The organism is Mannheimia kashgarensis (genome assembly GCF_041807705.1).
Lineage (GTDB): Bacteria > Pseudomonadota > Gammaproteobacteria > Enterobacterales > Pasteurellaceae > Mannheimia.
Genome location: NZ_JBGTYY010000001.1, coordinates 12,523 through 38,448 on the forward strand (window position 1 = coordinate 12,523; position 25,926 = coordinate 38,448).

The 25,926-nt window shown below is 38.0% G+C and carries 25 protein-coding genes; 2 read left to right on the forward strand and 23 right to left on the reverse strand.

Features of this window, described 5'->3' with window-relative positions:
• Position 1: 1 nt before the first annotated feature.
• The 10 genes from ACERCF_RS00055 to ACERCF_RS00100 all read right to left on the reverse strand — a co-directional run bounded on the left by ACERCF_RS00055 (position 2) and on the right by ACERCF_RS00100 (position 10,264).
• On the reverse strand, positions 2–619 hold the full coding sequence (locus tag ACERCF_RS00055) for a DMSO/selenate family reductase complex B subunit (RefSeq protein ID WP_373624185.1): 618 nt from the start codon (positions 617–619) through the stop codon (positions 2–4).
• A 9-nt stretch (positions 620–628) separates the two neighbouring features.
• Positions 629–3,043: a DmsA/YnfE/YnfF family dimethyl sulfoxide reductase gene (locus tag ACERCF_RS00060; protein WP_373624186.1), complete on the reverse strand. Its 2,415-nt coding sequence runs from the start codon at positions 3,041–3,043 to the stop codon at positions 629–631.
• A gap of 166 nt (positions 3,044–3,209) precedes the next feature.
• Positions 3,210–4,391 carry an aspartate aminotransferase family protein gene (locus ACERCF_RS00065; protein ID WP_373624187.1) on the reverse strand — a complete coding sequence of 394 codons (1,182 nt, stop codon included), beginning with the start codon at positions 4,389–4,391 and terminating at the stop codon, positions 3,210–3,212.
• Positions 4,392–4,399: 8 nt separating this feature from the next.
• Positions 4,400–4,996 carry a hypothetical protein gene (locus ACERCF_RS00070; protein ID WP_373624188.1) on the reverse strand — a complete coding sequence of 199 codons (597 nt, stop codon included), beginning with the start codon at positions 4,994–4,996 and terminating at the stop codon, positions 4,400–4,402.
• Between the two features lie 117 nt (positions 4,997–5,113).
• Entirely contained in the window at positions 5,114–5,242 is a 129-nt protein-coding gene (locus tag ACERCF_RS00075; RefSeq protein ID WP_373624189.1) for a hypothetical protein, read from the reverse strand.
• Between the two features lie 33 nt (positions 5,243–5,275).
• On the reverse strand, positions 5,276–6,130 hold the full coding sequence (gene argB / locus ACERCF_RS00080) for an acetylglutamate kinase (protein ID WP_373624190.1): 855 nt from the start codon (positions 6,128–6,130) through the stop codon (positions 5,276–5,278).
• 76 nt (positions 6,131–6,206) lie between these two features.
• Positions 6,207–7,148, reverse strand: coding sequence for an N-acetyl-gamma-glutamyl-phosphate reductase (gene argC / locus ACERCF_RS00085; protein ID WP_373610477.1), 942 nt, complete (start codon positions 7,146–7,148; stop codon positions 6,207–6,209).
• Positions 7,149–7,331: 183 nt separating this feature from the next.
• Positions 7,332–8,051 (reverse strand): purine-nucleoside phosphorylase, encoded by a 720-nt coding sequence (gene deoD, locus ACERCF_RS00090; protein ID WP_373624191.1) that lies wholly within the window; start codon positions 8,049–8,051, stop codon positions 7,332–7,334.
• A gap of 26 nt (positions 8,052–8,077) precedes the next feature.
• Positions 8,078–8,854, reverse strand: a complete 777-nt coding sequence (deoC, locus tag ACERCF_RS00095) for a deoxyribose-phosphate aldolase (RefSeq protein ID WP_373610475.1) — start codon at positions 8,852–8,854, stop codon at positions 8,078–8,080.
• Positions 8,855–9,001: 147 nt separating this feature from the next.
• Entirely contained in the window at positions 9,002–10,264 is a 1,263-nt protein-coding gene (locus ACERCF_RS00100; protein ID WP_373610474.1) for a NupC/NupG family nucleoside CNT transporter, read from the reverse strand.
• Between the two features lie 191 nt (positions 10,265–10,455).
• Here ACERCF_RS00100 and msrA point away from each other — a divergent pair, with 191 nt between their 5' ends.
• Entirely contained in the window at positions 10,456–10,962 is a 507-nt protein-coding gene (gene msrA, locus ACERCF_RS00105; protein ID WP_373610473.1) for a peptide-methionine (S)-S-oxide reductase MsrA, read from the forward strand.
• 43 nt (positions 10,963–11,005) lie between these two features.
• On the opposite strand, the gene ACERCF_RS00110 is transcribed toward msrA, so the two are convergent.
• From ACERCF_RS00110 to ACERCF_RS00155, 10 genes are read right to left on the reverse strand one after another with little or no spacing between them, the layout of a single operon-like run.
• On the reverse strand, positions 11,006–11,806 hold the full coding sequence (locus ACERCF_RS00110) for a glycosyltransferase family 2 protein (RefSeq protein WP_373624192.1): 801 nt from the start codon (positions 11,804–11,806) through the stop codon (positions 11,006–11,008).
• Positions 11,806–12,690: a glycosyltransferase family 2 protein gene (locus tag ACERCF_RS00115; protein WP_373624193.1), complete on the reverse strand. Its 885-nt coding sequence runs from the start codon at positions 12,688–12,690 to the stop codon at positions 11,806–11,808. Before ACERCF_RS00115 ends, ACERCF_RS00110 begins: the two co-directional genes overlap by 1 nt.
• Positions 12,683–13,897, reverse strand: a complete 1,215-nt coding sequence (locus tag ACERCF_RS00120; RefSeq protein ID WP_373624194.1) for a hypothetical protein — start codon at positions 13,895–13,897, stop codon at positions 12,683–12,685. The genes ACERCF_RS00115 and ACERCF_RS00120 overlap by 8 nt, the downstream gene beginning before the upstream one ends.
• Before the next feature lie 18 nt (positions 13,898–13,915).
• The gene (locus ACERCF_RS00125; RefSeq protein WP_373624195.1) at positions 13,916–14,692 is read right to left on the reverse strand and encodes a glycosyltransferase family 25 protein; all 777 of its coding nucleotides are present in this window, start codon (positions 14,690–14,692) and stop codon (positions 13,916–13,918) included.
• A gap of 1 nt (position 14,693) precedes the next feature.
• Positions 14,694–15,632: a glycosyltransferase family 52 gene (locus ACERCF_RS00130; RefSeq protein ID WP_373624196.1), complete on the reverse strand. Its 939-nt coding sequence runs from the start codon at positions 15,630–15,632 to the stop codon at positions 14,694–14,696.
• Positions 15,629–16,834: an oligosaccharide flippase family protein gene (locus ACERCF_RS00135; RefSeq protein WP_373624197.1), complete on the reverse strand. Its 1,206-nt coding sequence runs from the start codon at positions 16,832–16,834 to the stop codon at positions 15,629–15,631. The genes ACERCF_RS00130 and ACERCF_RS00135 overlap by 4 nt, the downstream gene beginning before the upstream one ends.
• Before the next feature lie 33 nt (positions 16,835–16,867).
• Positions 16,868–18,028, reverse strand: a complete 1,161-nt coding sequence (gene neuC, locus ACERCF_RS00140; RefSeq protein ID WP_373624198.1) for a UDP-N-acetylglucosamine 2-epimerase — start codon at positions 18,026–18,028, stop codon at positions 16,868–16,870.
• Positions 18,029–19,288, reverse strand: coding sequence for a cytidylyltransferase domain-containing protein (locus ACERCF_RS00145; protein WP_373624199.1), 1,260 nt, complete (start codon positions 19,286–19,288; stop codon positions 18,029–18,031).
• Between the two features lie 58 nt (positions 19,289–19,346).
• Entirely contained in the window at positions 19,347–20,384 is a 1,038-nt protein-coding gene (neuB, locus tag ACERCF_RS00150; RefSeq protein ID WP_373624200.1) for an N-acetylneuraminate synthase, read from the reverse strand.
• A complete protein-coding gene (locus tag ACERCF_RS00155) occupies positions 20,384–21,028 on the reverse strand; it encodes an acetyltransferase (RefSeq protein ID WP_373624201.1) in 645 nt (214 codons plus the stop codon). Before ACERCF_RS00155 ends, neuB begins: the two co-directional genes overlap by 1 nt.
• Positions 21,029–21,170: 142 nt before the next feature.
• Here ACERCF_RS00155 and ACERCF_RS00160 point away from each other — a divergent pair, with 142 nt between their 5' ends.
• Complete coding sequence (locus ACERCF_RS00160; RefSeq protein ID WP_373624202.1) at positions 21,171–21,917, forward strand: YdcF family protein; 747 nt, start codon at positions 21,171–21,173, stop codon at positions 21,915–21,917.
• A gap of 75 nt (positions 21,918–21,992) precedes the next feature.
• Here the strand turns inward: ACERCF_RS00160 and priA are convergent, their stop codons facing one another.
• From priA to rarD, 3 genes are read right to left on the reverse strand one after another with little or no spacing between them, the layout of a single operon-like run.
• Complete coding sequence (gene priA / locus ACERCF_RS00165; RefSeq protein WP_472853088.1) at positions 21,993–24,206, reverse strand: primosomal protein N'; 2,214 nt, start codon at positions 24,204–24,206, stop codon at positions 21,993–21,995.
• Entirely contained in the window at positions 24,203–24,823 is a 621-nt protein-coding gene (locus ACERCF_RS00170) for a LysE family translocator (RefSeq protein WP_021280142.1), read from the reverse strand. The genes priA and ACERCF_RS00170 overlap by 4 nt, the downstream gene beginning before the upstream one ends.
• The gene (gene rarD / locus ACERCF_RS00175; RefSeq protein ID WP_373624203.1) at positions 24,816–25,715 is read right to left on the reverse strand and encodes an EamA family transporter RarD; all 900 of its coding nucleotides are present in this window, start codon (positions 25,713–25,715) and stop codon (positions 24,816–24,818) included. The genes ACERCF_RS00170 and rarD overlap by 8 nt, the downstream gene beginning before the upstream one ends.
• Positions 25,716–25,926: the final 211 nt, after the last annotated feature.

Genomic DNA, 25,926 nt, shown 5'->3' on the forward strand with positions numbered 1-25,926 from the left:
ATTACACCTCCCTTGGATTTGCTAAGAAGCCACTTTTATCGCCACTTGGGCGAGCATTCTTATTCGGTTTTACAACCAAATTCGGTTTAGTAAAATCTGCTGGTGGTAATGGAGCAATAGAGGCTTGCTCACCATATTTTTTACGAAGCTCGGTAATAGTGGCAAAATCCAACGCACGCAATGGGCAAGCATCTACACAAATTGGCTTGCTACCTTCCTTTACTCGGGAGTAGCAACCATCACATTTCGTCATTAATCCTTTTTTCACATCAAATTGTGGTGCATCATAAGGACAAGCCATACTGCAATAACGGCAACCAATACATTTAGTATCATCAACTAATACAAAACCATCCGCATTTTTGTGCATTGCACCTGTTGGGCAGACTTTACTACAAGCGGGGGCATCGCAATGGTTACAAGATATCGACATATAGTATGTAAAGACATCTTGATTCCAGCAACCATTGCTATCTTGTATCCAATTACCGCCAGCATATTCATAAATTCGGCGAAAATTAACCTCTGTACCTAAGTCTTTATAATCCTTACAAGCTAACTCACACGTTTTACAGCCGGTACAACGTTCAGAATCGAAATAAAAACCATATTGTTCCATAACTCACCCCTATAATTTTGCAACTTGTACTAAGTTAGAATGCTGCGGATTACCTTTGGCTAAAGGAGATGGGCGTTGTGTAGTGAGTACATTCACACAACCGCCATGATCAATCCCTTTATTATCTGGTGCATACCAGCCCCCCTCACTTAATGCAACAACGCCAGGAATAATGCGAGGCGTAACTTTAGCGTTGATATGTACTTCTCCACGGTCATTAAAAATTTTGAGCATATCGCCATTTTTAATTCCTCTTGGCTCTGCATCAATCGGATTAATCCAAACTTCTTGCGGATTAGAAGCCTTTAATACATCAATATTACCATAAGTAGAGTGCGTACGAGCCTTATAGTGGAAACCACATACCTGTAGAGGGTATTTTTCTATTAACAGATCGCCATAATGCTCAAAGCTATCTACGTGAATAGGTAATGGGTGGATAACTTCATCTTTATCCAACTCCCACGTTTGAGCGATTTCAGCTAGGCGTTCTGAATAAATTTCAATTTTGCCTGATGGTGTTGCTAATGGATTAGCCTCTGGATTTTCACGGAAATCTTTATAAGCAATATAAAAGCCATTTGGATCGATTTTCTTGAAAATTCCCTGTTTTCTAAATTCATCAAAAGTCGGCAATTCAGGAATTTGCTCTCTTGATTGTTCATAAATATGACGTAACCATTGCTCTTGTGTTCTTCCTTCTGTAAATTGCTCTTTTACTCCTAATTTTTCAGATAAATCACTTAACATATCGTAGATATTGCGACACTCAAATGGTGGTTTAACCACTTGATCCGCAAAAATGACGTAGTTCATATTGGATGTGAACGCATCTAAACAAAAATCCATCTGCTCAGATGTTGTACAGTCTGGCAATAAAATATCACTATATTTCGCCGTTGAAGTCATATGATTATCAATGGTAATAATCAGCTCACAATTAGACTCATCTTGTAAAATTTCGTGAGTACGATTAATGTCAGCGTGCTGGTTAATTAAGCAATTACTTGCATAATTCCAAATGACTTTAATTGGTGCAGTTAAACGCTCAACACCACGAATACCATCTGTTTTATCCGTCATTTCTGTTGCTCGGAAAATAGCATCTGTCCAGAGAAACATTGGAATGCTAGCTTTGACCGGATTAGTTAAAGTTGGCATTCTCACAAAAGGAAGACCATAAGAACTTTCACGTGCACCTGTATTTCCCCCACTAATTCCAACATTACCAGTTAAAATCGGGAGCATTGCAATTGCACGGGAAAGAATTTCCCCATTACTGCGCCTTTGAGGCCCCCAGCCCTGAGAAATATAAGCAGGTTTAGTTGAACCAATTTCACGAGCCAACTTAATGATACGATCAGCAGGAATACCTGTAATTTTCGCAGCCCATTCAGGCGTTTTTGCAATACCATCTTTGCCTTGTCCTAAGATATGAGCCTTATAGTGACCATTTTTTGGAGCACTTGCTGGCAATGTTTTTTCATCATAACCTACACAATATTTATCAAGGAATGGTTGATCCACTAAATCTTCAGTAATCAGCACATAAGCAATCGCCGAAACTAATGCGGCATCTGTTCCAGGTCTAATTGGAATCCATTCATCTTCTCTACCAACCCCGGTATCGGTATAACGAGGGTCAATAATAATTAATTTGGCATTAGATTTTTCTTTAGCTTGCTGAATACAATAAGTTAATCCACCACCACTCATACGGGTTTCCGCTGGGTTATTACCGAATAGCACAATAAGTTTAGTATTTTCTATATCAGCCATTCCATTACCTAATGCCCAGCCTCCACCGTAGGTATAATCTAGTCCTACCGCAATTTGTGCTGTGCTATAATCACCATAATGATTTAAGTAACCACCGATACAGTTCATTAAACGAGCAACTAATGTTGAACCTGGTGGCCAAGATTGCGTTATCGTGCCACCTAAAGTCCCTGTACCATAGTTCAAATAGATACTTTCATTACCATATTTTGCAATGTTTTTCTTCAATGAATCCGCAATGGTAGTTAAGGCCTCATCCCAAGTGATACGCTCAAACTTTCCTTCTCCACGTTTACCCACACGTTTCATCGGATATTTCAAACGATCAGGATTATATACACGACGACGCATTGAACGCCCCCTCAAACAAGCTCGAACTTGATGATCCACATTATAGGTTTCTGTACCTGTATTATCCGTTTCTACATAAGTAATTTGCTCATCTTTAACGTGCATACGTAACGCACAACGGCTACCGCAGTTTACGGTACAAGCACTCCATACAATTTTTTCATCGCTTGTATTTTGAACGAGAATAGACTCAGCTTTAGCTGAAAAAGGAAGAGATAAACCAGATGCTGCCGCTAGGCTTGTTGCAGAGGCAGTTTTAAGAAAATGACGACGATTTAGGTTAAAATCACTCATATAATTTCCCTCCACGAAAATTAACTAAAGTAACTTTAACCTAAAAGGAGTACAAATAACTTTGATTGAAATCAAAAAGCTAATAAAATCAAATACTTGCTAATGATATGTATTTCTATTATCCTCAATATACTAAAGGCTATTATTAATGCAACCTTATTTGGGATCAATAACTTTCCAACACCTCTTTCAAGACAGCAATCCCCTTATCAATCTGCTCATCAGAAATAATCAGCGGTGGGAGTAATCTTAATTTACTTTTTGCGGTTAAAAATAGTACGCCTTTGTCAATACATTTAGCCACCACATCAGAAGCTGAAACGCTTTCTTCAAATTCCACGCCAAGCATTAAGCCTAAGCCCGATACCGATTTTACTTTTGGTAGAACTTGTAATTTTTGCTGTAGAGATTGCCCTTTTCGTTGTACTTCTTGTAAGAATTCAGCATTGATTTTATCTAATATAACATTTGCTCCAGCACAGGCAACGGGGTTGCCGCCAAAGGTTGAGCCGTGATCGCTTTTGCCTAATATATTTTCCACTTTCTCGCCTAACAGAAAAGCCCCTATCGGTAATCCTCCGCCTAAGCCTTTGGCAAGACTTACAATATCAGGCTGCAAACCAAATTGTTGGTAAGAAAACATTGTGCCTGTTCGCCCAATGCCTGTTTGTACTTCATCGATAATAAAGACTAAATCTTTTTGTTGGCAAAGCGACTGCACCGCCTGCAAGTAATCATTATTTAAAGCACAAACACCGCCCTCGCCTTGTACTACTTCAACTAAAATACCGCATACATCATTGGCATTTAAACGTGTTTTGAGTGCTTCGATATCATTTGCAGGCACATATTCAAAGCCATCAGTAAAGGGGAAAAAGTGTTGATGAAACACATCTTGCCCCGTTGCCGCCAAGGTTGAAATCGTTCTGCCGTGAAATGAATTGACTAAGGTTAAAACCGTTGAACGCCCAGTGCCATAGTTATCGTGGCTATATTTGCGAGCTGTTTTTACTGCTCCCTCGTTTGCTTCCGCCCCTGAATTGCAAAAAAATGATCTTTTTAGACCGCTTGCAGTCACCAATTTTTTCGCTAATTGGCTTGAGGGTTCAGTAAAAAATAAATTTGAGGTGTGTTGTAATTTTCCTGCTTGAGTTGTGATAGCCGAAAGCCAGTCATCATCAGCCCAACCTAAGCTGTTTACCCCAATGCCGCTAGTAAAATCTAAATATTGGTTGCCTTCAAAATCCCACACATCGCAGCCTTTGCCCTGTGAAAGGGCTAAATCAAATCTGCCGTACGTTTGGGCAATATACTCTTTATCTAATTGTTTGATGTTGTTGCTTGTCATATTTTTCCTTATTTCTGTAATGATTTTAACTTTTCGCAGGCTTTTTCACGTTCGCTATTCGCTGAATGTTCCACTTCGCAAAGTAAGCCATATAAGTAGAGAGCCTTATCTAGCTGATTAGTTTCCACAAAATCTTCTGCTAGGTAATATATTCGATAATCTTGATGGTTTTCTATCGCTTGTTTAAATAGCTGAGTGGCTTGGGTTAAGTTCTGCTCAGTTCCCCTTCCCTCAATGGTTGCCATTGCAACATAATTTAAATAATAACCTTTATTCAGTTCGTTATTTAACTGCGTTTGAGCAACTTGGTAAGCTCTTTCATAATCCTCAAGCTGATAAAACACTTGAAATAATAGGTCTGCCGCCTCGTTTCTTCCACTATCAAATGCTTTTTGCTCTATTTCCATTTGCCAATTTTTGACTAAATCTGACCGCTTGTTGAAGGTTGCACCATCGGCATAAAGATGAAATCGCAGTTTTTTTGCGTGAAATGCAGTTGCTTTCTCCAATTCCCCTTTTTCTAATTCTTTGAGCCATTTTAACGCTAAGGTTTCATCGTAAAACTGTGGATAATAATCTGAATCAGCATACACCTCAGCTAACATCAATTGTGCGTTTTGATGACCTTGACTCGCCGCCTTATCAAGCCACGCTAAGCTCTCTTGAGGGTCGAATACTAAGCCATTCGGTTCCCCGTCAAAATCTCCCGAACCTAAAGTATATTAAGCTTGAGCGTCGCCAATTGATGCTTCTGATTTCAATCTAAACTCATAAGAAGAGAAATAGTAAACTAGCCCAACTAAGCCGATAACAGACAAAGCACAGACGAAATATTTAAGCAATAATTTCATACAAGCGGTTAAATTTTCTCACTATTTTGCAAATTAGGCTTTATAAAAACGTGTACCATTTTTACCGCCAAAAAGCTCAACTAGAATGGCCTGGTCTATTCTGCCATCAATAATATTTGCCTCAATGCCGCCTGCATTAATAAAATCAGTACAGCAAGCGATTTTCGGGATCATTCCGCCCGCAATAATGCCTTGATCAATTAAGCCTTGAACTTCGGAAACTTCCACCTCTGGAATTAAGGTACTTTCGTCAAAACGATCTCGCAATAAGCCTGCAATATCCGTCATTGAAACCAATTTTGCCGCCCCTAGTGCAATGGCAATTTCGCTCGCTGCGGTATCGGCATTGATATTATAAGCCTGCCCCATTTCATCAACCCCCACCGTTGAAATCACAGGAATTAGCCCTGCGTTTAGAGCAATGTCAATCACAGTTGGATCAACTTTAACAATATCGCCTACAAAGCCGTAATCTACATCGGCTTCTAGTTTTTTGCATTGCAACATTGCTCCATCAATACCGCATAAGCCAATGCCTTTGCCTTTCAGTAATGCAACGAGGCTTTTGTTTACTTTACCTGCTAACATTTGCAGCACGACATTGATGGTATCGCTGTCTGTTACACGCAATCCATTAATAAACTGCGGTTCTTTGCCTAATAATTTTACCCCTTGCGAAATTTCAGGCCCACCACCGTGAACCAGCACCACTTTCACGCCTAAACGGTTTAGCAATAAAATATCCGCCATTACCGACTTTTTCAGCTCTTCGTTAATCATCGCATTACCGCCATATTTCAACACGATGATTTTATCTTGCCATTTAGCTAGACAAGCGGTTGATTTTTCTAATAAATTTGCGAGTTGGTTGATTTCTTGTAGTTGCATTTTATTTCTCTTCTTGTAGGGGCACACTGCGTGTGTCCTCATCAATATAATGGACGCACTCAGTGCGTCCCTACGTTTAGATATTTAGTCCAGAGATTTCCTCTCTTCCAAGCATTATATTCATACACTGCACCGCAGCACCAGATGCCCCTTTGCCTAAATTATCGAAACGGGCAGCGAGTAAAACTTGTGTTTCATTGCCATATACAAAAATCTCTAGGCTGTCTTTGCCTGAAAAAGCATTGGCTGAGAGCATTCCATCTTCAGGTAAATCTTGGAAAGGGTGAACGCTGATTAATTGGCTATCTTGATAATAATCTGCCAACAGATTTGCAATTTCTTCGCCAGATTTCACCACTTGTAATACAGACATTGGTAACGGCACAGTGACTAGCATTCCGCTGTAGAAATCTGCGACAACTGGGGTAAAAATCGGCGGATTTTGCATTTGCGTAAGAGCCTTCATTTCAGGCAAATGTTTGTGTTTTAATGCTAATCCATAAGCACGAGGTGCATTCAAGGCATCTCCACGATTTGGATTTTCATAATCCGCAATCATCGCTTTTCCACCACCCGAATAGCCTGTAAGTGAATGGCAACTTAATGGATAATCTGCAGGCAACACACCTTTTTCCACTAATGGGCGAACTAATGCAATATAGCCTGTAGCGTGGCAACCCGGCACGGCAACACGGTTGGCATTTTTGATTTTTGCTGCCTGTCCTGTTAATTCAGCAAAACCATAAACCCAATCAGGATCGATTCGATGAGCGGTTGAAGTATCACAAATTCGAGCATTTTGCGGTGCGTTCGCTACTAATTCTTTTGAGGCTTCGTCAGGCAAACAAAGAAAAGTTAAATCCGCCTCTGCCACTTTGGCTAAACGAGCGTCTAACTCTTTACGCTGCTCTTCGGGCAAAATTAATAACTCAATATCTTCTGCTTGGCTTAAACGTTCGTGAATGCGTAGCCCTGTTGTGCCAACTGCACCGTCCACAAAGATTTTGTATTTGCTCATTGAAAATCCTTCTATCTTTAATCTTTATTTATCTGCTTGTAGTCTAAGTTTATTTTTCTCTAAACTCAAGTTTATTTCTGCATAATAATTCAAATTAAATGATTTTTTATTCATTAAAACTAATAAAAAACCCTAACGTTAGCACTGTTAGGGTTTTGCAAAAAATTGTAGAAATATGACCGCTTATTGCTTATCACCAATTAAAACTGACTCTAATGCAATTTCAATCATATCATTGAAGGTTAATTGACGCTCTTCCGCCGTTGTTTGTTCACCTGTACGAATATGGTCTGAAACGGTACAGATCGCTAATGCTTTCGCACCAAATTCTGCCGCTACACCATAAATACCAGCCGCTTCCATCTCAACACCTAAAATGCCGTATTTTTCCATTACATCAAACATTTCAACATCTGGGCTGTAGAATAAATCTGCTGAGAATAAATTCCCTACTCGTACATTCACGCCTTTTTGTTGTGCTGCTTGATATGCTGCTAATGTCATCTCAAAGTCTGCAATCGCCGCAAAATCGTTATCACGGAAACGAATGCGATTTACTTTAGAATCTGTACAAGCACCTGTACCGATAATCACATCACGAACGTGAACATCATTACGCACCGCACCGCAAGAGCCAATACGAATAATTTTTTTCACACCATATTCGGTAATTAACTCTTTAGCATAAATTGAGCAAGATGGAATACCCATACCGTGTCCCATCACAGAAATGCGGCGACCTTTATAAGTTCCTGTGTAGCCTAACATATTGCGTACGTTAGTTACTTCTTTCACATCGTCTAAAAAGGTTTCAGCAATATATTTTGCACGAAGCGGATCGCCCGGCATTAATACAACGTCTGCAAATGCACCTTCAGGTGCGTTAATGTGTGGAGTTGCCATACTTTTTTCCTCTTAATAAATAAAAATTAATAACCTTGAACAGTCTGTTGCTGTTCATCATTTAACGTCGCTAACAAATTCGCTAATAAGCTCGAAGCACCAAATCTGAAATGGGTACTATTTACCCATTCTTTTCCTAAAATCGATTCAGCTAACGATAGATATTCTGCAGCCTCTTCACTGGTTTTTACCCCACCTGCGGCTTTAAAACCTACTGTTTCCGCCACACCTAAATCACGAATAGTTTCAAGCATAATGCGAGCTGATTCAAGGGTCGCATTTACAGGCACTTTACCCGTTGAAGTTTTGATGAAATCTGCCCCTGCTCGAATTGAAATCTCACTTGCTTTACGAATGAGTTCTGCTGACTTTAACTCGCCCGTTTCAATAATCACTTTAAGTAAAACATTGCTTGCTTGGCACACTGCTTTAGCTTGTTTCACTAATTCAAAGCCAATTTGCTCGTTCCCAGCCATTAATGCTTTATACGGGAAAACAATATCAACTTCATCTGCCCCATAAGCCACTGCCGCTTTGGTTTCAGCAATAGCAATTTCAATATCATCATTGCCGTGTGGGAAATTAGTTACCGTTGCTATTTTTACTTGCTCAATCCCCTGTGCTTTTAGCGTTTTGCGTGCAATTGGCACAAAGCATGGGTAAACGCATACTGCCGCTGGTATTCCAAAATCGGTTTTAGCTTGCTCACAGAGTGCGATGACTTTTTCATCTGTATCATTGTCATTTAATGTAGTGAGATCCATCAAAGAAAGTGCAATCTCAGCTGAATTTTTTAGACTCATAAGCTTCTCCTTTTTAATTAAATGAATGATTCAGTAAATTTTTATAAAAATCTGGCCGCTTGTAAATAGACAAATCCCAAGCAACCGTTTACGTTCAATAAAAAAAGATAAAACCACTATTTCTAGTGGTTTTATTCATTATTCAGATTATAAAACTGCACCGCCTAAGCCGATAAATAAGCCTGCAATAGTCGCACTCATTAAGTTCGCTAGTGAACCTGCAATTACGGCTTTAATACCAAGTCGTGCAATCTCGCCACGGCGATTTGGAGCCATTGCACCAATACCACCGATTAAAATAGCAATAGAACTGAAGTTAGCGAAACCACAAAGTGCAAAAGTAATAATTGCGATGGTTTTATCGCTTAACTGAATGGCTGATTCAGGTGCTAAATATTTTGCAAACTCTAAGTAGCCTACAAATTCATTAACCGCTAATTTTAGACCAATCATCTGCCCTGCAATTTCAGCTTCTTCCCAAGGAACGCCAATTACCCAAGCAAGTGGTTTGAATATCCAGCCAAAAATTTGACCTAAGTTTAATGAGCCATAGCCGAACCAGCCACCAATACCACCTAAAATACCATTCACTAAGGCAATTAACGCTACGAAAGCAATCAACATCGCCCCTACGTTTAAGGCTAGCTGCATACCTGATGACGCACCTGAAGCAGCCGCATCAAGAATATTAGCTGGTTTTTCTAAATCAACTGCCTCTAACTCATCACGGAATGTTTCTGTTTGTGGCACCATAATTTTCGCAAATAATAAACCTGCCGGTGCTGCCATAAATGATGCTGCAATTAAGTAGGTTAAAGGCACACCCATTCCTGCATAACCTGCCATTACTGAGCCAGCAATAGAAGCTAAACCACCCGACATAATCGCAAAGAGTTCAGATTCAGTCATTTTGCTGATAAAGGGTTTTACCACAAGTGGAGCTTCGGTTTGACCAACGAAAATATTCGCCGCTGCAGACATAGATTCAGCTTTAGATGTACCTAACGCTTTTTGTAATAATCCACCTAAAATGCGGATTACCCATTGCATTACACCGATGTAATAAAGCAATGAAATTAATGCCGAGAAGAAAATAATCACAGGAAGCACACGGAAAGCAAAGACAAAACCGCCACCGCCAAACACTTCAAACATTTTGTCGCTGACTAAGCCACCAAATAGGAATGAAATACCTTCATTACCATAAGAAATAACTTTAGAAACACCGCTTGCCATTGCATTTAATGCATCACGACCTGCCGGTACATAAAGCACCAATGCCGCAATTGCAATTTGCAACGCTAACGCACCTAATACTGTACGCACATTTATTGAGCGTTTATTACTCGAAAATAAAAATGCGATGAATAATAAAACAATAATGCCTAAAAGGCTGTTAAGAGTACCCATAGAACCTCTAATTATAAATTGATTAAAAAAGGTGGTGATACTATACCTATTTTTGCGTAAAAAATCTTGTAAAAAATGCAATTATCTATAATTGAAATCGGTAAAATATATATTATTGTGTTTTACAAGAGGTATAATTTTAGTTAATTTTTACTGATGCTTTAAAATTGAAGGATTATAGGAGAGAAAATATGCAAAACATTCGTGAAATCTATTTAGCGGGCGGCTGCTTCTGGGGCGTAGAGTCTTTTATGCAACGTATTAAAGGTGTAATCAAAGCTCAATCGGGGTATGCCAACGGTAATACAGACAACCCAACATACCAAGATGTATGTGCAGGCAGTGGACACGCAGAAGTCGTGAAAGTAACTTATGATGCTAACCAAATCAGCTTAGCAAAACTATTAGACTACTTCTTTAAAGTGATTGACCCCGTGAGTATTAACCAGCAAGGCGGCGACATCGGCATTCAATACCGCACCGGTATTTATCATACCGATCCTCAAGATGTACCAGTGATTAACCAAGCCTTAAGCGAATTACAATCTCAATTTGATAAACCGCTCGCGGTAGAAAATCAGATGTTGGAACAATACTTCCCAGCTGAGGAATATCATCAAGAATACTTAGTGAAAAACCCAACGGGCTATTGCCATATTGATATTCAGTTGATGAATGAGATTTTGAAGAATCAATAGATAACAAAAAACCACAGGGTAAAATCTGTGGTTTCTTTTTGCTTTATTTTCTCAATAGTCCATAAATGGCTTTAAGCATAGATAGCGGCAATAATCGTGGAATTGCCCGCATTAAGAAAATACCAAAACCGGAAATCGGGTCGTGGATTTGGCTATGATTTTTGAGTTTATATAAACGCCATTCTGCCTCTGCTTGGGCTTTTCCACGGCGTCTGCCTACCATTCCGTTTCCCACTCTCGCATAGACTAATAAATCAGGTAAATTTGCGACTTGTTTGAATTGAGCGATGAGCTTGATCCACAAATAGTAATCTTCTTGTAAGTCTTGATATCCACCTACTTCCAACACTTTTGATTTTTGATAGGCTACCGTCATATGGTTAAACGGGCAACGGGTACGAGTAAATTTAATAATTTCTTCTGCTGTGGTTGGCACATTGCGGTAAGCCACAATATCATTAATATCTTGCCCAAATTCCGCAATTTGCCCGCCAAAAATCACCACTTCTGGATTTTTCTCAATAAATGCCACCTGTTTTGCAAAACGGTCAGGCAAACAAATATCATCGGTATCCATTCGGAAAACCCACTCATTGGCACAATGAGTCAAGCCATCATTTAAGGTTTTTCCTAAACCCCGATTTTGTGGAAATTTCACCGCATTTATCGGCAAAATTGCACTATATTCTTCCACAATCGCTTCTAATTCAGGGGTAACAGCCCCATCAAAACAGACAACAATTTCATCTGCTTGGCGAGTTTGAGCTTTTAGGCTTTCAAAACATTCTCTTAAATATTGAGGCTGTTCTTTAATGTATAACGACATTAAAACGGAAAATTTCATTAAATAAACCTTTTTAAATTAATCGCCAACTTCGGCGAAACACAAATCACAAGGGCAATAATCAGCTGTTTGATATTTTTTGTCTGTTTGAACATTTCAAAATAATAACCTGCTGCCTTGCGGGATAAATTCATAATATGCGGATAACTTAAAATATAAAGTGAGTTTAATTTAAAATTTTCCGCCTGTTCAGGGGTTTGAATATAGGTTTGTTTTATATACTCAATTGCCTTTTCGGTGTTGCTGGTATCTGTTGAAACACTTGAACGTTTAGTATGGAAGGTGCAATAGGTCAAAGCCTCGTCCACATAAAGTGGCTCAAAAGTTGGCTCTTCCAATAATTTCAGTAAGAAATCATAATCTTCAAGGGAACGCAAGCGGTCAGGTAATCCGCCAATTTTGCAAAAGAGTGCTTTTTTCAAGCCAATCATCGGCATTCCGCCAATTTTATTCGCTTTAAGAATGTTCTCTATCGTCAATTCACTTTTATACTTAAATGGCGAGGTTACATAAGTAAAACCCTCATTTACCATCTCACATTTTGCAGGGTGATACACAAAATTAGCGGTTGGATTTTCTGCAATTTCTTGTGCTAATCGCTCGCATTTTTCAGGCATAAAGCGATCATCATCGTCTAAAAATAGCAACCACTCTCGGCTGGCATTATTCGCCCCAACATTACGGCTTTGAGCTGCCCCAACATTGGGATTATTACGAATAACTTTTACCTCAAAAGGATAATCATCATTCACGTCCACAGGCTCTTTAGAGCAATCATCAACAATCACAACTTCAAAATTATAAACCGTTTGCTGCTTTAGACTTTCTAATAATGCTTTAATTTCTTCATTACGATTATAAGAAGGCACAATAATACTAAACATTTTTTGCCTCTTTATTTTTGCAAAATAAGATTAAATTTCGACCGCTTGTTCCAAATAAGGATAAGAACATTAAAAACAACATCATCAATCCTGGGAAAGCGAAAGTATCTGCTTTAATGTTTAAAATAGCCAAAATGCCGAGTGTTGATAAGGTAAAAATCCAGCTTCCCTCAAACCAATTTACCGCCACTTTTCGCACAAAATAGGCTGTAAATGCAAAACAAACTAGCATATAACTTAAACCGCCATATAATACTTGGCGAATATAGCCTGAGTCTGAACCGCCGTAATAGCCACCCGTTTCTGTATAATATAAACCATCACCGGAAATAAATTGACCCAAGGTTGGAATAAATAAATGGTTTTTCACTAAATTCTCACTGGATGAACTAATTTGAGAAATATCAGCCACATTTTGTTCTGATGAAACTATATTGACAATATTAATTATCGGCTCTAAAGCATGCCCTATATAACGATTTTCAGGGAAAACAATGGCTAAAAATAGAATTAATGCCGTAAAAGCAATAAGTGGAAATAGATATTTCCATTTAAAATAAAGGGCGATACTAATTACCGATACTAATAAAAATGTTCTACCTGAAATCAGCCCAATACATAAAATTAAAAATAAAAACCACTCATTGATTGAGTCTGTTTTTTTATTATAGGCTAATAAAAAATGTAGTAACATTAAGTAGAAAATACTTAGTTGGAAAAACGCTGACGAGGTAATATTATAAAGCCTATATTCCTGTTCAGAACCCAAAAAACGTGGCATCATTGCATTGCTGGATAATAGAAAATCAACCATAAACGGCACGCCTAATAAGGCAACTACACCGCAGATCCATTGAATAGCAATACCTATTTTGAGATCACGAACAAATAAAGCTTTACCGTTTTCAGTTCGGTAAAAAATATTATAAATAGCAGTGCCAAACACAAATAAAATCAGCATTTTGACATACATTGCCAATACGCCTATTTCTTTTGTGCCGTTAATTAATAGTGGAATAATGCTAAAGCCAATTAAAGCAATAATGGCAATTAAACTATCTTTCGGAATAATAATGCCGTTAGATTTTCCTCTCATCACTTGAAAAGCTACATAACCACAAGCCAATAAACCTACCACAAATGCCATTCGCAGAAAGTGGAAAAACCAAGGGTCGTAAATATAAAATAAATTAAACAGTACTGACATATTAACCTATTATGAATTTTATGAGCTAAGATTACGTTTAATCGCTAATAACTTTTTAAGCAGGTATTTCATTGCTTTTTTAAATAAATTATTATTGAGTGAACCGCGTAAATCTTCTAAATTACTGATTAAAACAGGGTTTTCAATCGCCATTAATGGGCGAACAATTAACACATCTAATTTGAATTTATTACCAAATAAAATAAAATCATCAGCAAGCCAGTAAGGGCGAGTTGTTAAGCATTGTGCTAAAAACTTACAAGCTGTCGATTTTTTAATTAAATATGCAACTGTGCCGGCAAAATAATTACGGTAAGGGTAAGCATATTTATATTGGCTATTACCAATCTGTTTTTGTAAAAAACCAAAGGTGGTTGGATAATTAATTTCTAATTCTACATCATTGAAACTAGGGATTTTAGATTGGCCAACTAAAATAATATCGGCTTTTAAATTTTGTGCTAATAAAGCGTCAATATGCTTTTGAAAGTCTGGCGCAAATAACACATCGTCTTCACACACAAGGCAGTAATCATCATTTTGAATTGTACTATCTTCTGTTATTTTTTGATAAACAGATAAATGGCTTAATGTACAGCCTACTTCGCCTTTCGTGGTTTTACGCCCATAATGTTGCTCAAATTTTGCTAAATCAAAACGGGTATTTAAGGCTTCCCAATCACTACTCATCGTATTAATGGCACTAAAGACTTCAAAATCTGCCGTATTAGGTTGAGAGAAAAAAAGCTCTCGTCTTTTTTCATCTTTTTCTAATGAAATTAAATATTTCTTCATTTTATTCTCTAATATCAACAATATGAACGCCTAATTTTTCAAGCAATTCATAGCTCTCAATATAAGCAGGATTATCTACATTCACTCTTAATGCTACCACTTCAATATGGTTACTTTTATTTAAAATATTGATCACCGCACTACTAAAATAAGTATAGACTCTACATTTTTTATGGCTAAATTCTTGTATAATATAATCTTCAAAAATTAGATTAGTATTAATGTATTCTACATTATTGAGTTTATATTTTTCTCTTGGGTGAGGTAGATAGAGATCAATATCAAACTTTTTAATCACTTTCTCTGCTAAAGCGATGTTTTTCTCATCTTCTCGCTCAAAAATTGGCTGACCGAGCAAAATGTTTATTGCATTACCATTTTCAGTATCTATATTAGCGACTTTATTTGAACTGATTAGATCAAGGTAAGTTGTATTTTCAATAATATTGGAAAAATCTTTATAAATTGTATAGTGTGTTTTAGATAAATTTTTCAGTTTTTCTAAACTGTATTTATTCCCTAAAAACAGATTAATTAATTTACGGTTTAGCCCTATATTTTCTTCTTTATAGAAGAGGCTGCTTTTTACAATATTTGCTGTGCCGTCATCAAAGGTATTTAGCTCATTAAATTTAATCGCACTAAGCAAAAATTGAATTTCTAACTCATTAATATTCGCTAGAAATACTTTATTAAATTGTTTACCACCAAAGTTCGATTTTAGATAAAGAATTTCTTTTAATAGCTGAATACGCTCGCTATGTTGTTGCATTGTAAAAAATTGTTGGCATTTTTTCTCCAAGCGAGCTTGGTAGAAATCAAATTTCGCATTTTTAACCGTTGAGAGCATTACGCCGAAAAATGGCTCATTCGGGTGTATTTCAATGATTTTCTCTGCAATCAACACCTGCAAAGGGGTACAACAAATAATTAAATTCATACTGTTTTTCCTACTCTCGCAGTCATTACATAGAGAATTGGAATAATTACCACTGCTCCAATAATGGCTGCAGAAGGAATATATTCTATTTGGGTAAAGGTTAAAGCAAATAAAGCGACCAAATAGAAAATGGTCGATAAAATAGAGCAAAGCGAAATAAGCTTATTCTTGCCATAAAAGAATAAGTAATTTACTAAAATTAAATAAGGCACAACAAGCATTGTCGCAATTAAAAAGAGAATTATATAATATTTTGTGCCTACAAATTGGTTACCTAAAATCCATACTACCACTTCTTCAGGAATAAGCCACACCACAAGTGCAGGAATTGGCACAATAAATAACGCATAAAACGCCCATTTATGAATATGGCTCACATTAATTCTTTTCTGTTTTAATGCCTCATAAAAATATGGGAGCGTTGCTTTATTTAAGGCTTGAATGACAATAGCTAAAATAAATGCAATTTGCGCACCCATTGCGTATAAGCCTAAATCTGCTTCGCTAAATTTATGGAAAATAAAAATACGATCTAGCTGCCCTTTTAAGAAAATGCTTGAATGGTGCAAAATTAACGGCAAACCAAAGCCCATTAAATAAAATAGGGCGGTTTTATAGCGAGTAATGCTTAATTTTTTTATTTTGCTTTTTTTAGCATAAAGCAGGTAAGCGATGAAAAAGACTAACGCATTGCTGATTAAAATCGCCAAAATCCGCTTTTCAACCAAATCTGTTTTAAAATACTCCATCATCGCAACAGTAATAACTGCTGAAAAAACAGCGGATATTAACTGAATGGTTGTATAAGAAACCGCCTGTTTTTGGCACTGCCTAACGCTTAATTGCACATTCAAAAAGGATTGAAACATCGCCCCTATCGCCACATAAGCAATGATTTCAGATTTAAAATACCAACAGCCTAATAGAATAATACTCGTTGCAAAAAGCGTGTATAAATATCCCGTTGTCAGTACTAAATTGAGCGAACGTTTGCCATAGAAATAGAAATAGCGGGCTACTGCTCCATCTTGGCTAAGCCCGATAAAAATCACAAACAAGGCGGAGAACGTTTGGTAATAAGAAAGCTCCCCATAGCCTTCCACCCCTAATTTTCGGGAGAAGTAGGGTAAGAGCAAGAAAGGAATTGACTTAGAAGCCAATTCCCCGATTAAGTAAATAACGCTGTCTTTAACTGCTTTCATAATTGAAAATTATTCTAATTTTTTGACCGCTTGTTAAAAGCTCACATCATAAAATCCTTTCGGCTGGCTGTTTTTGCTATCCGCCAAGAATTTTTTGATGGCATTGTAAGCCTTTTCCATTGCGTTGTCTTGAAAATATGGATTAGTCATCTCAGACAAGCGGTTTTGGAACTCTGCAGAAATTAATTTTTCAATGCCTTGAACAATGGACTGTTCATTGCTTTCTACATCAATAACTGTTTCGCCACGCACTCTTCCTTGCTGGCGATTGCCAATATTAAGTGTTCCCACACCACAGCTCGGAGCTTCAATCAAGCCTGATGAACTATTGCCAATTAAGCCTTGAGAATATTTAATCAAGGCTAAATATTCCTCTGGTTTTACAGAGGTGAAAAACTTAAATTGGTTTTCGTCGGTATAGGCTTTAAAACGGGCGTAAATTTGCTCAGAATTGGTATCTGAATTTGAGCCGATAAACACAAATTGGTATTTGTCTTTAAACTGCTCAAAGGCATTTAAAAGTGCCTCAATTTGATCTAATACTGATACATCCGTTAAAGTTTCAGGGTGGAAAACCACCAAGAAATACGGTGTGTTTGGAATGCCTAACTGCTCAACTAATTCCGCTTTGATTGGCAGCACTAAGCCTAAACTATTTTCTGCCCCAAGCGAGCCAGTATTCACTACATTTTCTGGCAATTCACCCATTTGGATCACACGCTGTCTATATTCTTCCGTTGAAGTTAAATGCAATTTAGACATTTTGGTAATGCAGTGGCGAATAAATTCATCATAATTGCCTAAAGTTTGCTCGCCACCGTGCAAATGAATAAGAGGCAGATTATGCATTGCCGCCGCTGTTGCCACAGCTAACATTTCATAGCGATCACCTAACACAATAACCGCATCATATTTATGTTGTTGAAAATGCTCACCGAATTTATCCAAACATTCCGCCATAGAGTGAATAATCGTTTGATTATTTTCACTATTTAAGGTAAGCGGAATGCGAGCGGCTATCTCAAATCCATCTTGTTCAATCACAGTAACTGTGTTGCCATATTGCGGAGCAAGGTGCATTGCGGTTACCACAAGCGAGAAATTAAGCTCGGGATCTTGCTCTAATTTTTTTAATAAACGCTTAACAATGCCGTACTCTGCACGCGAGCCTGTAATATATGCGATATTTTTCATTTACTTTAATTCTTCTTCCAAAATAGCGGTTAATTTTTCGTAACCTTTTGCATTTAAGTGTAAGCCGTCATCACTGTAATTGAGATCTAACTTGCCGTATTTATCACTAAAGGCTTTATCCAACCCAATCCATTTTACCGATAAATTATCTTTCAGATATTGATTTAACAAGCGAATGTCATTGTTATTGCGATCTGCCCTAAATGCCGTTGGGGTAATTTCTAAGAATGAAATCTCAATATCGGCACGGATTGCTTTTAATCGATTAATTAAATGATTGATGTCCGCAAGAATTTTCTCATCGCTCCAACCTTGGCGAACAAGATCATTTGTACCAAACATCAATACCACTTCTTTCGGTAAAGCCGAAATTAAACCTTTATCTAAAATCAGCTCGTTATATTCTTTTGTTGAAATACCTGCAATGCCTAAATTATTGACTGCTTTGCCGTTTAAATGTTCAATATGCCAATACTCAATAATAGAGTGACCGATAAGTGCAATTTCTTTGACTTCGTTGAAATTCTCTTTTTTCATTAAAATTGAACGCTTGATGGTTTCAAGCAAGATTTTTTCTTTATTGCGTTGTTGCAGAATAAAGTAGAAGCACTCAAAATCTTGGCGATCATCAATATCAATCGAAACATCTTTATCCATAAAATAGGCAAGACATTTCGCTCCGTAGAAGTGCTTTTGCTCTAGGTAAGCGGTCGGTTTTGCCGAAAAAATTGCACCATTTGGCGAATATTCAGGGCGATAAAGCTGGCGTGCATAATTTGAATAATCCAGCTGGAAGTGTTTTAAACTTTCATCTTCTTCAATCACACGGGTAAGCGTAGTCGGTTTATGGGCATCAGATACCGATACGATGAAATCAAACTTATCAAAGTTACGCTCAAACTTCTCGCAACATTCTTGAATATGCTGTGCGGTTCTTAACGGCGATGTTGGCTGAAGTAGCACAAAATAGTCAAAATCAACGTATTTATATTGATTTAATACATCTTCGATTACCACAAACGAACTCGCTTTATCACTGGCTAAATGCTCGGCACGTTTGATAAATTCAATCGGATAATGAGAGAGTAAATCAATATATTCTTGCGAATCTGTACTCACAATGATTTTATCAAACTGCTTAGACTCAATCGCCGCTTCAATCGAATAAGCCATTAGGGGTTTACCATCTGCCAACAATACATTTTTATTTGGTAAGCCTTTTGAGCCAGCACGGGCTGTAATAATTGCAATTTTTTTCATAAATTTGACCGCTTGTTATCTAAAAATAATGGAGCTTTCGCCCCATCACTATATGCCATTACATCTGATTTGCAAAACGAGAATCTTGAATAAGTTGATCTTCTTCAAAATCGTGTTGCGCTTCTTTTCCTAACACATCATACCAGAACATCGGGCTAATGCCATTGCCTGGGCGTTTGGTTGTAATGTTATCTACTGTAAAAATTTCACCTTTTTGAATTGGACGAGCCGCAATAATGGATTTTCTCGCCACAATTTTATTTTTAGCTTCAGAGTTTGTTACTAACTTTTCGGAAGAACCAAGTGATTTCTCTACCGCACGAATGCCTTCACATAATAATTTCAGTTCATCTGGCGTAACAGAAGCTTTATGATCTGGGCCTTCAAAGTTTTTATCTAACGTAAAATGTTTTTCAATAAAGGTAATGCCATAAGGCACTGCCGCCAAGCCTGCAAAATAGCCCGCTGAGTGATCGGAAAAACCTAAGCTATATTCGCCGAACTCTTGCTTAAGTTGATGGAAGGCGTTTAGGTTCACATCTTCGTAAGGGGTTGGGTACTCAGTATTACAATGTAAAATGGTAATATCTTTTTTCGCCACACCATTACCTTCTAATACTTTTAGTGAGGCTTTAGTTTCTTCAATGGTTGCCATTCCCGTTGAAATCACAATGGTTTTACCTTCAATCGGGAGTCGAGCAATTTTTTCTAAATATGGCAAATTGGTTAATTCACCTGATGGAATTTTCCAAACTTTTTGTTGTTGGCTTGCTAAGAAATCAATCGATTCAAAATCAAATGGCGTAGAAAACACTTCTAAACCAAGTGAACGAGCATAGGCTTCTAATTTTACAAATTCATCATAAGGCAACTCTAATTTACGCGTCATCTCTAACTGAGAATCTGCCGTACCTGTAGTTACTTTTTGATACTCTGCTTTAGGGGCATATTTAGAAATCAATTTATCTGCTTTGAAAGTTTGGAATTTAACCGCATCAACACCGCACTCTTTTGCTACATCCACCATTTTTTTGGCTAAAGCAGGGTCGCCATTATGGTTACAACCGATTTCTGCCACAATAAATACATTTGCCATTATTTTATATCCTTAATATATTTTGCAGGAACAACCGCCACCACAGTGCGAGGCTCTACATTTCTAATTACGACCGCACCAGAGCCAACTAATGCACTTTCACCAATTCTTAACTGACCGTTGATCACAGACGAACTACCTACAAACACATAATCTTCGACAATCACATCGCCATTCAGTGTCGTATTGGTTGAAATATTGCAGTGATGGCCGATAAAACAGCCGTGTTCAACCAGCGATTTGGTGTTAATAATCACATTATCCCCCACTGTTACGCCACTATTTAAAATCGCCATTTTGCCGACAAATACGCCAATTCCGAGAGTAGAATTTTTTGATACCAATGCAGTTTTATCTACCACATTAATAATTTTACATCCCAGTTGTTGCAATTTAAAAAATTTCTCCAAACAGTGTGCATTATCGCCAATACTAATAAAATAACTATAATTCTCATGTTCTGCAAAATCTTGTATTGCTGATGCGAGAACAGGATACCCTAAATGCTTACTGCCTTCAGGCTTAAAATTATCAATAAAACCACAGAATTCATATTGCTCAAAATCGAGTGAATCTAGTACCGATTTTGCATAACCACCCGCACCAATTAAAATCACTTTTTCTTTTGTAGATCGCTGTTGCATATTAATTCCTCTCTTCTTTATCTATCAGGAACACTCTCCAAATGGAGTGTATTAATACTTTTCCATACGGAAAAATAGACAATTTGCCGATAATCTAGGAAAATAAATACTTATTTACCCATCTTTACGATAAATCAATTTTATGTTTGAACTAATTAAACTCATTACTGCAATGATCCTACCGCCATTTAATATTATTCTATTGTGGCTGCTGGCATTAATTCTCTTCGCTATAGGCTATAAATATTCAGCCTATTTTTTTGCCTTTCTTGGCATTGCTATTCTATATATTTTCAGTATTCCTTATACCTCACAAAAGTTAGGCTATTCCTTACTTGAAGGGGAAGAGCCAACTATCGAGAAATACAAAACAGCCCAAGCCATCGTGGTATTAGGCGGAGGATTGCGAGATAGCCAAGAGTTATTTGGTAAACTCGCAATTACAGGCATTCCATTAGAAAGAATGCGTTATGCTGCCTACTTACATAAAGAAACCGGCTTACCCATTTTAGCCACCGGCAGCAGCCCAAACGGTACTTCTGAAGCAAAAGTGATGACAGAGGAATTTAAAACATTCTTTAATATTGAAACCAAATGGCTGGAAAATGAGGCGAAAACCACTAAAGAAAATGCGATTTTCAGCCGTGAAATTTTAGAAAAAGAGAACATCAATAAAATTATTCTAGTAACCAACCAATGGCATATGAAACGAGCAAAAATGCTCTTTACCCAACAAGGGTTTGAAGTGTTACCTGCAAGTGTTGGCTCAGGCGATACTCCCAACCATTACAAGCTCAACTTTATGCTCTTTATCCCACAAGCAGGGGCAATGAATAGCAATATGCTGGCATTGAAAGAATGGATTGGGTATTGGAAGGAGGGTAGATAACAAATAAGGCAGGTTAAACCCTGCCTTATCACTTTGTAAAAAACATAGAAAATCAACCGCTTGCTTATTTTCTTTTTACCCAATCTCCTGCGGATCAATATCCAAACTTAGTCTAATATTCGTAGGAATATCTAAACCCTCTTTTTCTTGATCAAACCAATCAAGTAGCTGTTGCAAAGCATTTCTGGTTGGGTGTTGGAGTAACAACAACCAGCGGTAAAACCCTGCTTTCTTTGCCATTGGAGCAGAAAATGGGGGGATAAGTTGGAAACCTTGCCAATTTTGTTGCTGGATTTTCTGTTGAAAATACTCCGCCAATTGTTCAAGTAGTTTTAACGTTTGCTCGTTATTTTTTCCTGTCGCTTTAAATAGCACTTGGGAAGAAAACGGTGGTAATGCCATTATTTGTCGCATTTTTAGGGCTTCTTTGGCAAATTCGCTGTAGCCTTGTTCTAGCAAGGTTTTGAGTAATGGGTGTTCTGGATAGTGCGTTTGTAGTACCACTTCGCCTTTTTTCTCTGCTCTCCCTGCTCTGCCTGCTACTTGCAAGTAAAGTTGAGCCAGTTTTTCTTCCGCCCGGAAATCGGTGGAGAAAAGGGCTGAATCCACATTGACAATCGCCACCAGCGTAACATTTGGGAAGTGATGCCCTTTTGCCAACATTTGCGTACCAATTAAAATTTGGCTTTTCCCCTCTCGAATATCAGTCAAATGATTTTCTAATGAGCCTTTTCGTGAAGTGGAATCACGATCAATTCGGGTTACTTGATAAGTGGGGAATTGCTCATTAAGCACTTGCTCAAGCTGTTCTGTACCAACACCTGTGGTAATCAAATTGGTTGAGCCACAATGCCCACATTGGCGAGGGATCACTTTTTGTGTCGCACAGTGATGACAACGTAGCACACGCTGTTTTTGATGATAAGTAAAAGGCTTGTTACACGCCTCACACTCGCAAATCCAGCCGCATTCGTGGCAAAGCAGCACAGGGGCAAAGCCTCTTCGATTTAAAAACAACATCACTTGGTTGCCTTGCTCTAAATGATGTTTCATCATTGAAAGTAAGCGTTCAGACAAGCCTGCGGTAATTCTTTGAGTTTTTAAATCAATAATGTGCTGATGAGCAATTTGTGCATTCCCTGCTCGGGCGGTCAGTTCCAACTCAGTAAATTTTCCATTCTGCACATTTTGCAGACTTTCAAGGCTTGGTGTGGCTGAGCCTAGCACAATGGGAATATTGGCATTTTTGGCTCTAACCACCGCCAAATCCCGTGCGTGGTAACGCCAGCCATCTTGTTGTTTGAATGAGCTGTCGTGTTCTTCGTCCAAAATAATCGCCCCCAATTTCTTAAATTGAGTAAAGAGGGCGGAACGTGTACCGATAACAATCGCACTTTCGCCATTTTTAGCTCGAAGCCACGCATTCAGACGTTCAGTTTCATTCATATTGGAATGTAAAACGTCAATTTCCACATTAAAGCGAGCTTTAAAACGTTGTACCGTTTGTGGTGTTAGTCCAATTTCAGGCACAAGCACAAGCACCTGCCGGTTGCGTTTTAGCACGGTTTCGATAAATTGCAGGTAAACTTCGGTTTTACCCGAACCCGTTACCCCATTCAGTAAAAAAGTAGCAAACTCATTTTGCACATTTAAACGGCTAACTACTAAGGTTTGCTGTTTATTCAAGGTGAGACGATTTTGCATATTCACTAACGGCAATTCGCCAAGCGATTGTTGCCACAATTGCGGAATAAAAGGCACATCAATTTTCTCAACATAACCTTTCTCTAATAATCCTTTCCACGCAGAAGGGCTACAAACGGTCGGTTTTTCAAAAAATTTTGCATATTCGGCAAGTTCAGTTAAAAGCTCAACCTGTTTTTTCGCTTTTTTGTTTTCGCCGATAATTAGGGATTTCCTCCCCTGTTCCGTTACCACAAAATAATCAGGCTGGGAGCGTTCGGTAGAATCGCCATTACGAAGTTTGACGGGCAAAGCACTGTTTAATACTTCGCCTATTGGGGCGTGATAATAGCGAGCAGCCCAAGTAAGCAGCTGCCACATTTCATCATCGAAAAGAGTATCTAAATCTAATACGTTTTTAATCGGTTTAAGTTTATCAATTGGCACATCACTCGTTTGCGGAAAATCAACCACAATGCCGATTTTAGTTTGCCTGCCGAAAGGTACAACAACCCTGCTGCCCTTACCGGCATTCAGCTCGTCAGGCAGTAAGTAGTCAAAAAAACGATGCAACGGCACATTCAGTGCCACTCTGATTAATCTCACTTCTCTAAACCAATTTTGATTGCAAGCCCGATAAATATCGAGCCGCAGATTTTATTTAACCAATTTCCAAAGGTTTGATTATGCCGTAAAAAACGCCCAACAGGTGCAGCGGCTAAGACTAAAATACTTACCCAAATAATGCTGGTAGATAAAAACGTTAGCCCCAACAGCATAAAAGGTAAAAAGGTATTTTCCAAATTACTGGATACAAACTGCGGCAATAACGCCAAGAAAAAGAGCAATACTTTCGGGTTTAATAGATTGGTAATCAACCCTTGACGAAATATCTTCCATAGAGGAAGTTTGTCTAGATTGATTTTCTCTAACACCAACGGCTCTCGCCACATTTTAATGCCGAGATAGCAGAGATAAATTGCCCCTGCGTATTTCAGAAAATTAAATAAAGTGGGCGAATGTGCCACAATGCCTGCAAGCCCGAGTGAAACCGCAAGAATATGGCACAAAATACCCGCTAGAATGCCGAATGAAGACATTAAGCCCGACTTTTTCCCCTCAGCAATAGTGCGAGTTAAAATATAGATTGTATCCGAACCCGGGGTAAGATTTAGCAGAATACAAGCGGTCAAGAATCCCCAATAATTTACAATATCACTCATTGTTCACACTCAATTTACGTTTACGCTGCTGACGAAGAGCAAACATACCATCTAACACCAAAAATAAAATCGAAATGAGTAGGCAGATCATTAAGATATACGATTCACTTGCAAGTCTTTCACCAATTAAGAAAGAAACCACCAACATCAATAGAGGCTCAACATAGCCTAATAAACCAAGCAAATTAAAGGGTAAAATCATGCTGGCTAGCGTATAGCTAATCAGTGCAGTGCCACTAATTAAACCCAGTAATGCAATAAAATAGTAAATATTAGGGTTTTGCGTTTCAACATATTGCATATCAGTTTGAGAGATAAAATAGCACGCTATAGGGAGCAAATATACAATTTCTACCACAAAACTATGTAAATGACTTAAGCCAAATTTTCGGCGAAGGTAAAAATAGATTGGGTAACCAGTGCAAACAAATAAACTTGCTATCGAAATTTTTCCGGTAAACAAAATATTACTCGCCACACCAACGAAAGCCACAATAATAGCCAACCATTTATTAAAGGAAAGCGTTTCTTTATAGACCACTTTGCCAAATGCCACCATAATAATCGGCATTAATAGATAGCCTATTGAAACCTCAATCGCTTTGCCGCTATTAGGAGCCCATAAAAACAGCCACATCTGCCCGCCCACAATAGATGCTGTAATTAAAATAACAAGCAATAAATGGGGTTCTCGCTTGAGCCTTTGGAGAAATTCAATAAATTCGTTTTGTTTTTTAAAAAGGTATAAGGCAAGGAAAAGAAAAGGGATCGTAACCAGCATACGAATGCCGAAAATGCTCACACCTGCCAGCGGTTTTAGAAAGATCGCCAAATAGTACATACAGCCGAATAACACAGAGGCTGAAAGAGATAAAAGAATGCCTTTTAACATAGTGATAAGAAAGTAATTATTTTTTAATTTTTCAAATCTCCCCTCCCCCTCTTTTCTAAAGAGGATTGTCGAGTTCTAAATAAATGAATAATGTTCGGAGGTAGGGGCGGGTCCAGTGCCCGCCCCCAAATTAATATCGTTAGCGGACAGGCACGGGACCTGTCCCTACTGATATTATAGAACTTACAACCCTGCTTTTATAAAGTGGGGT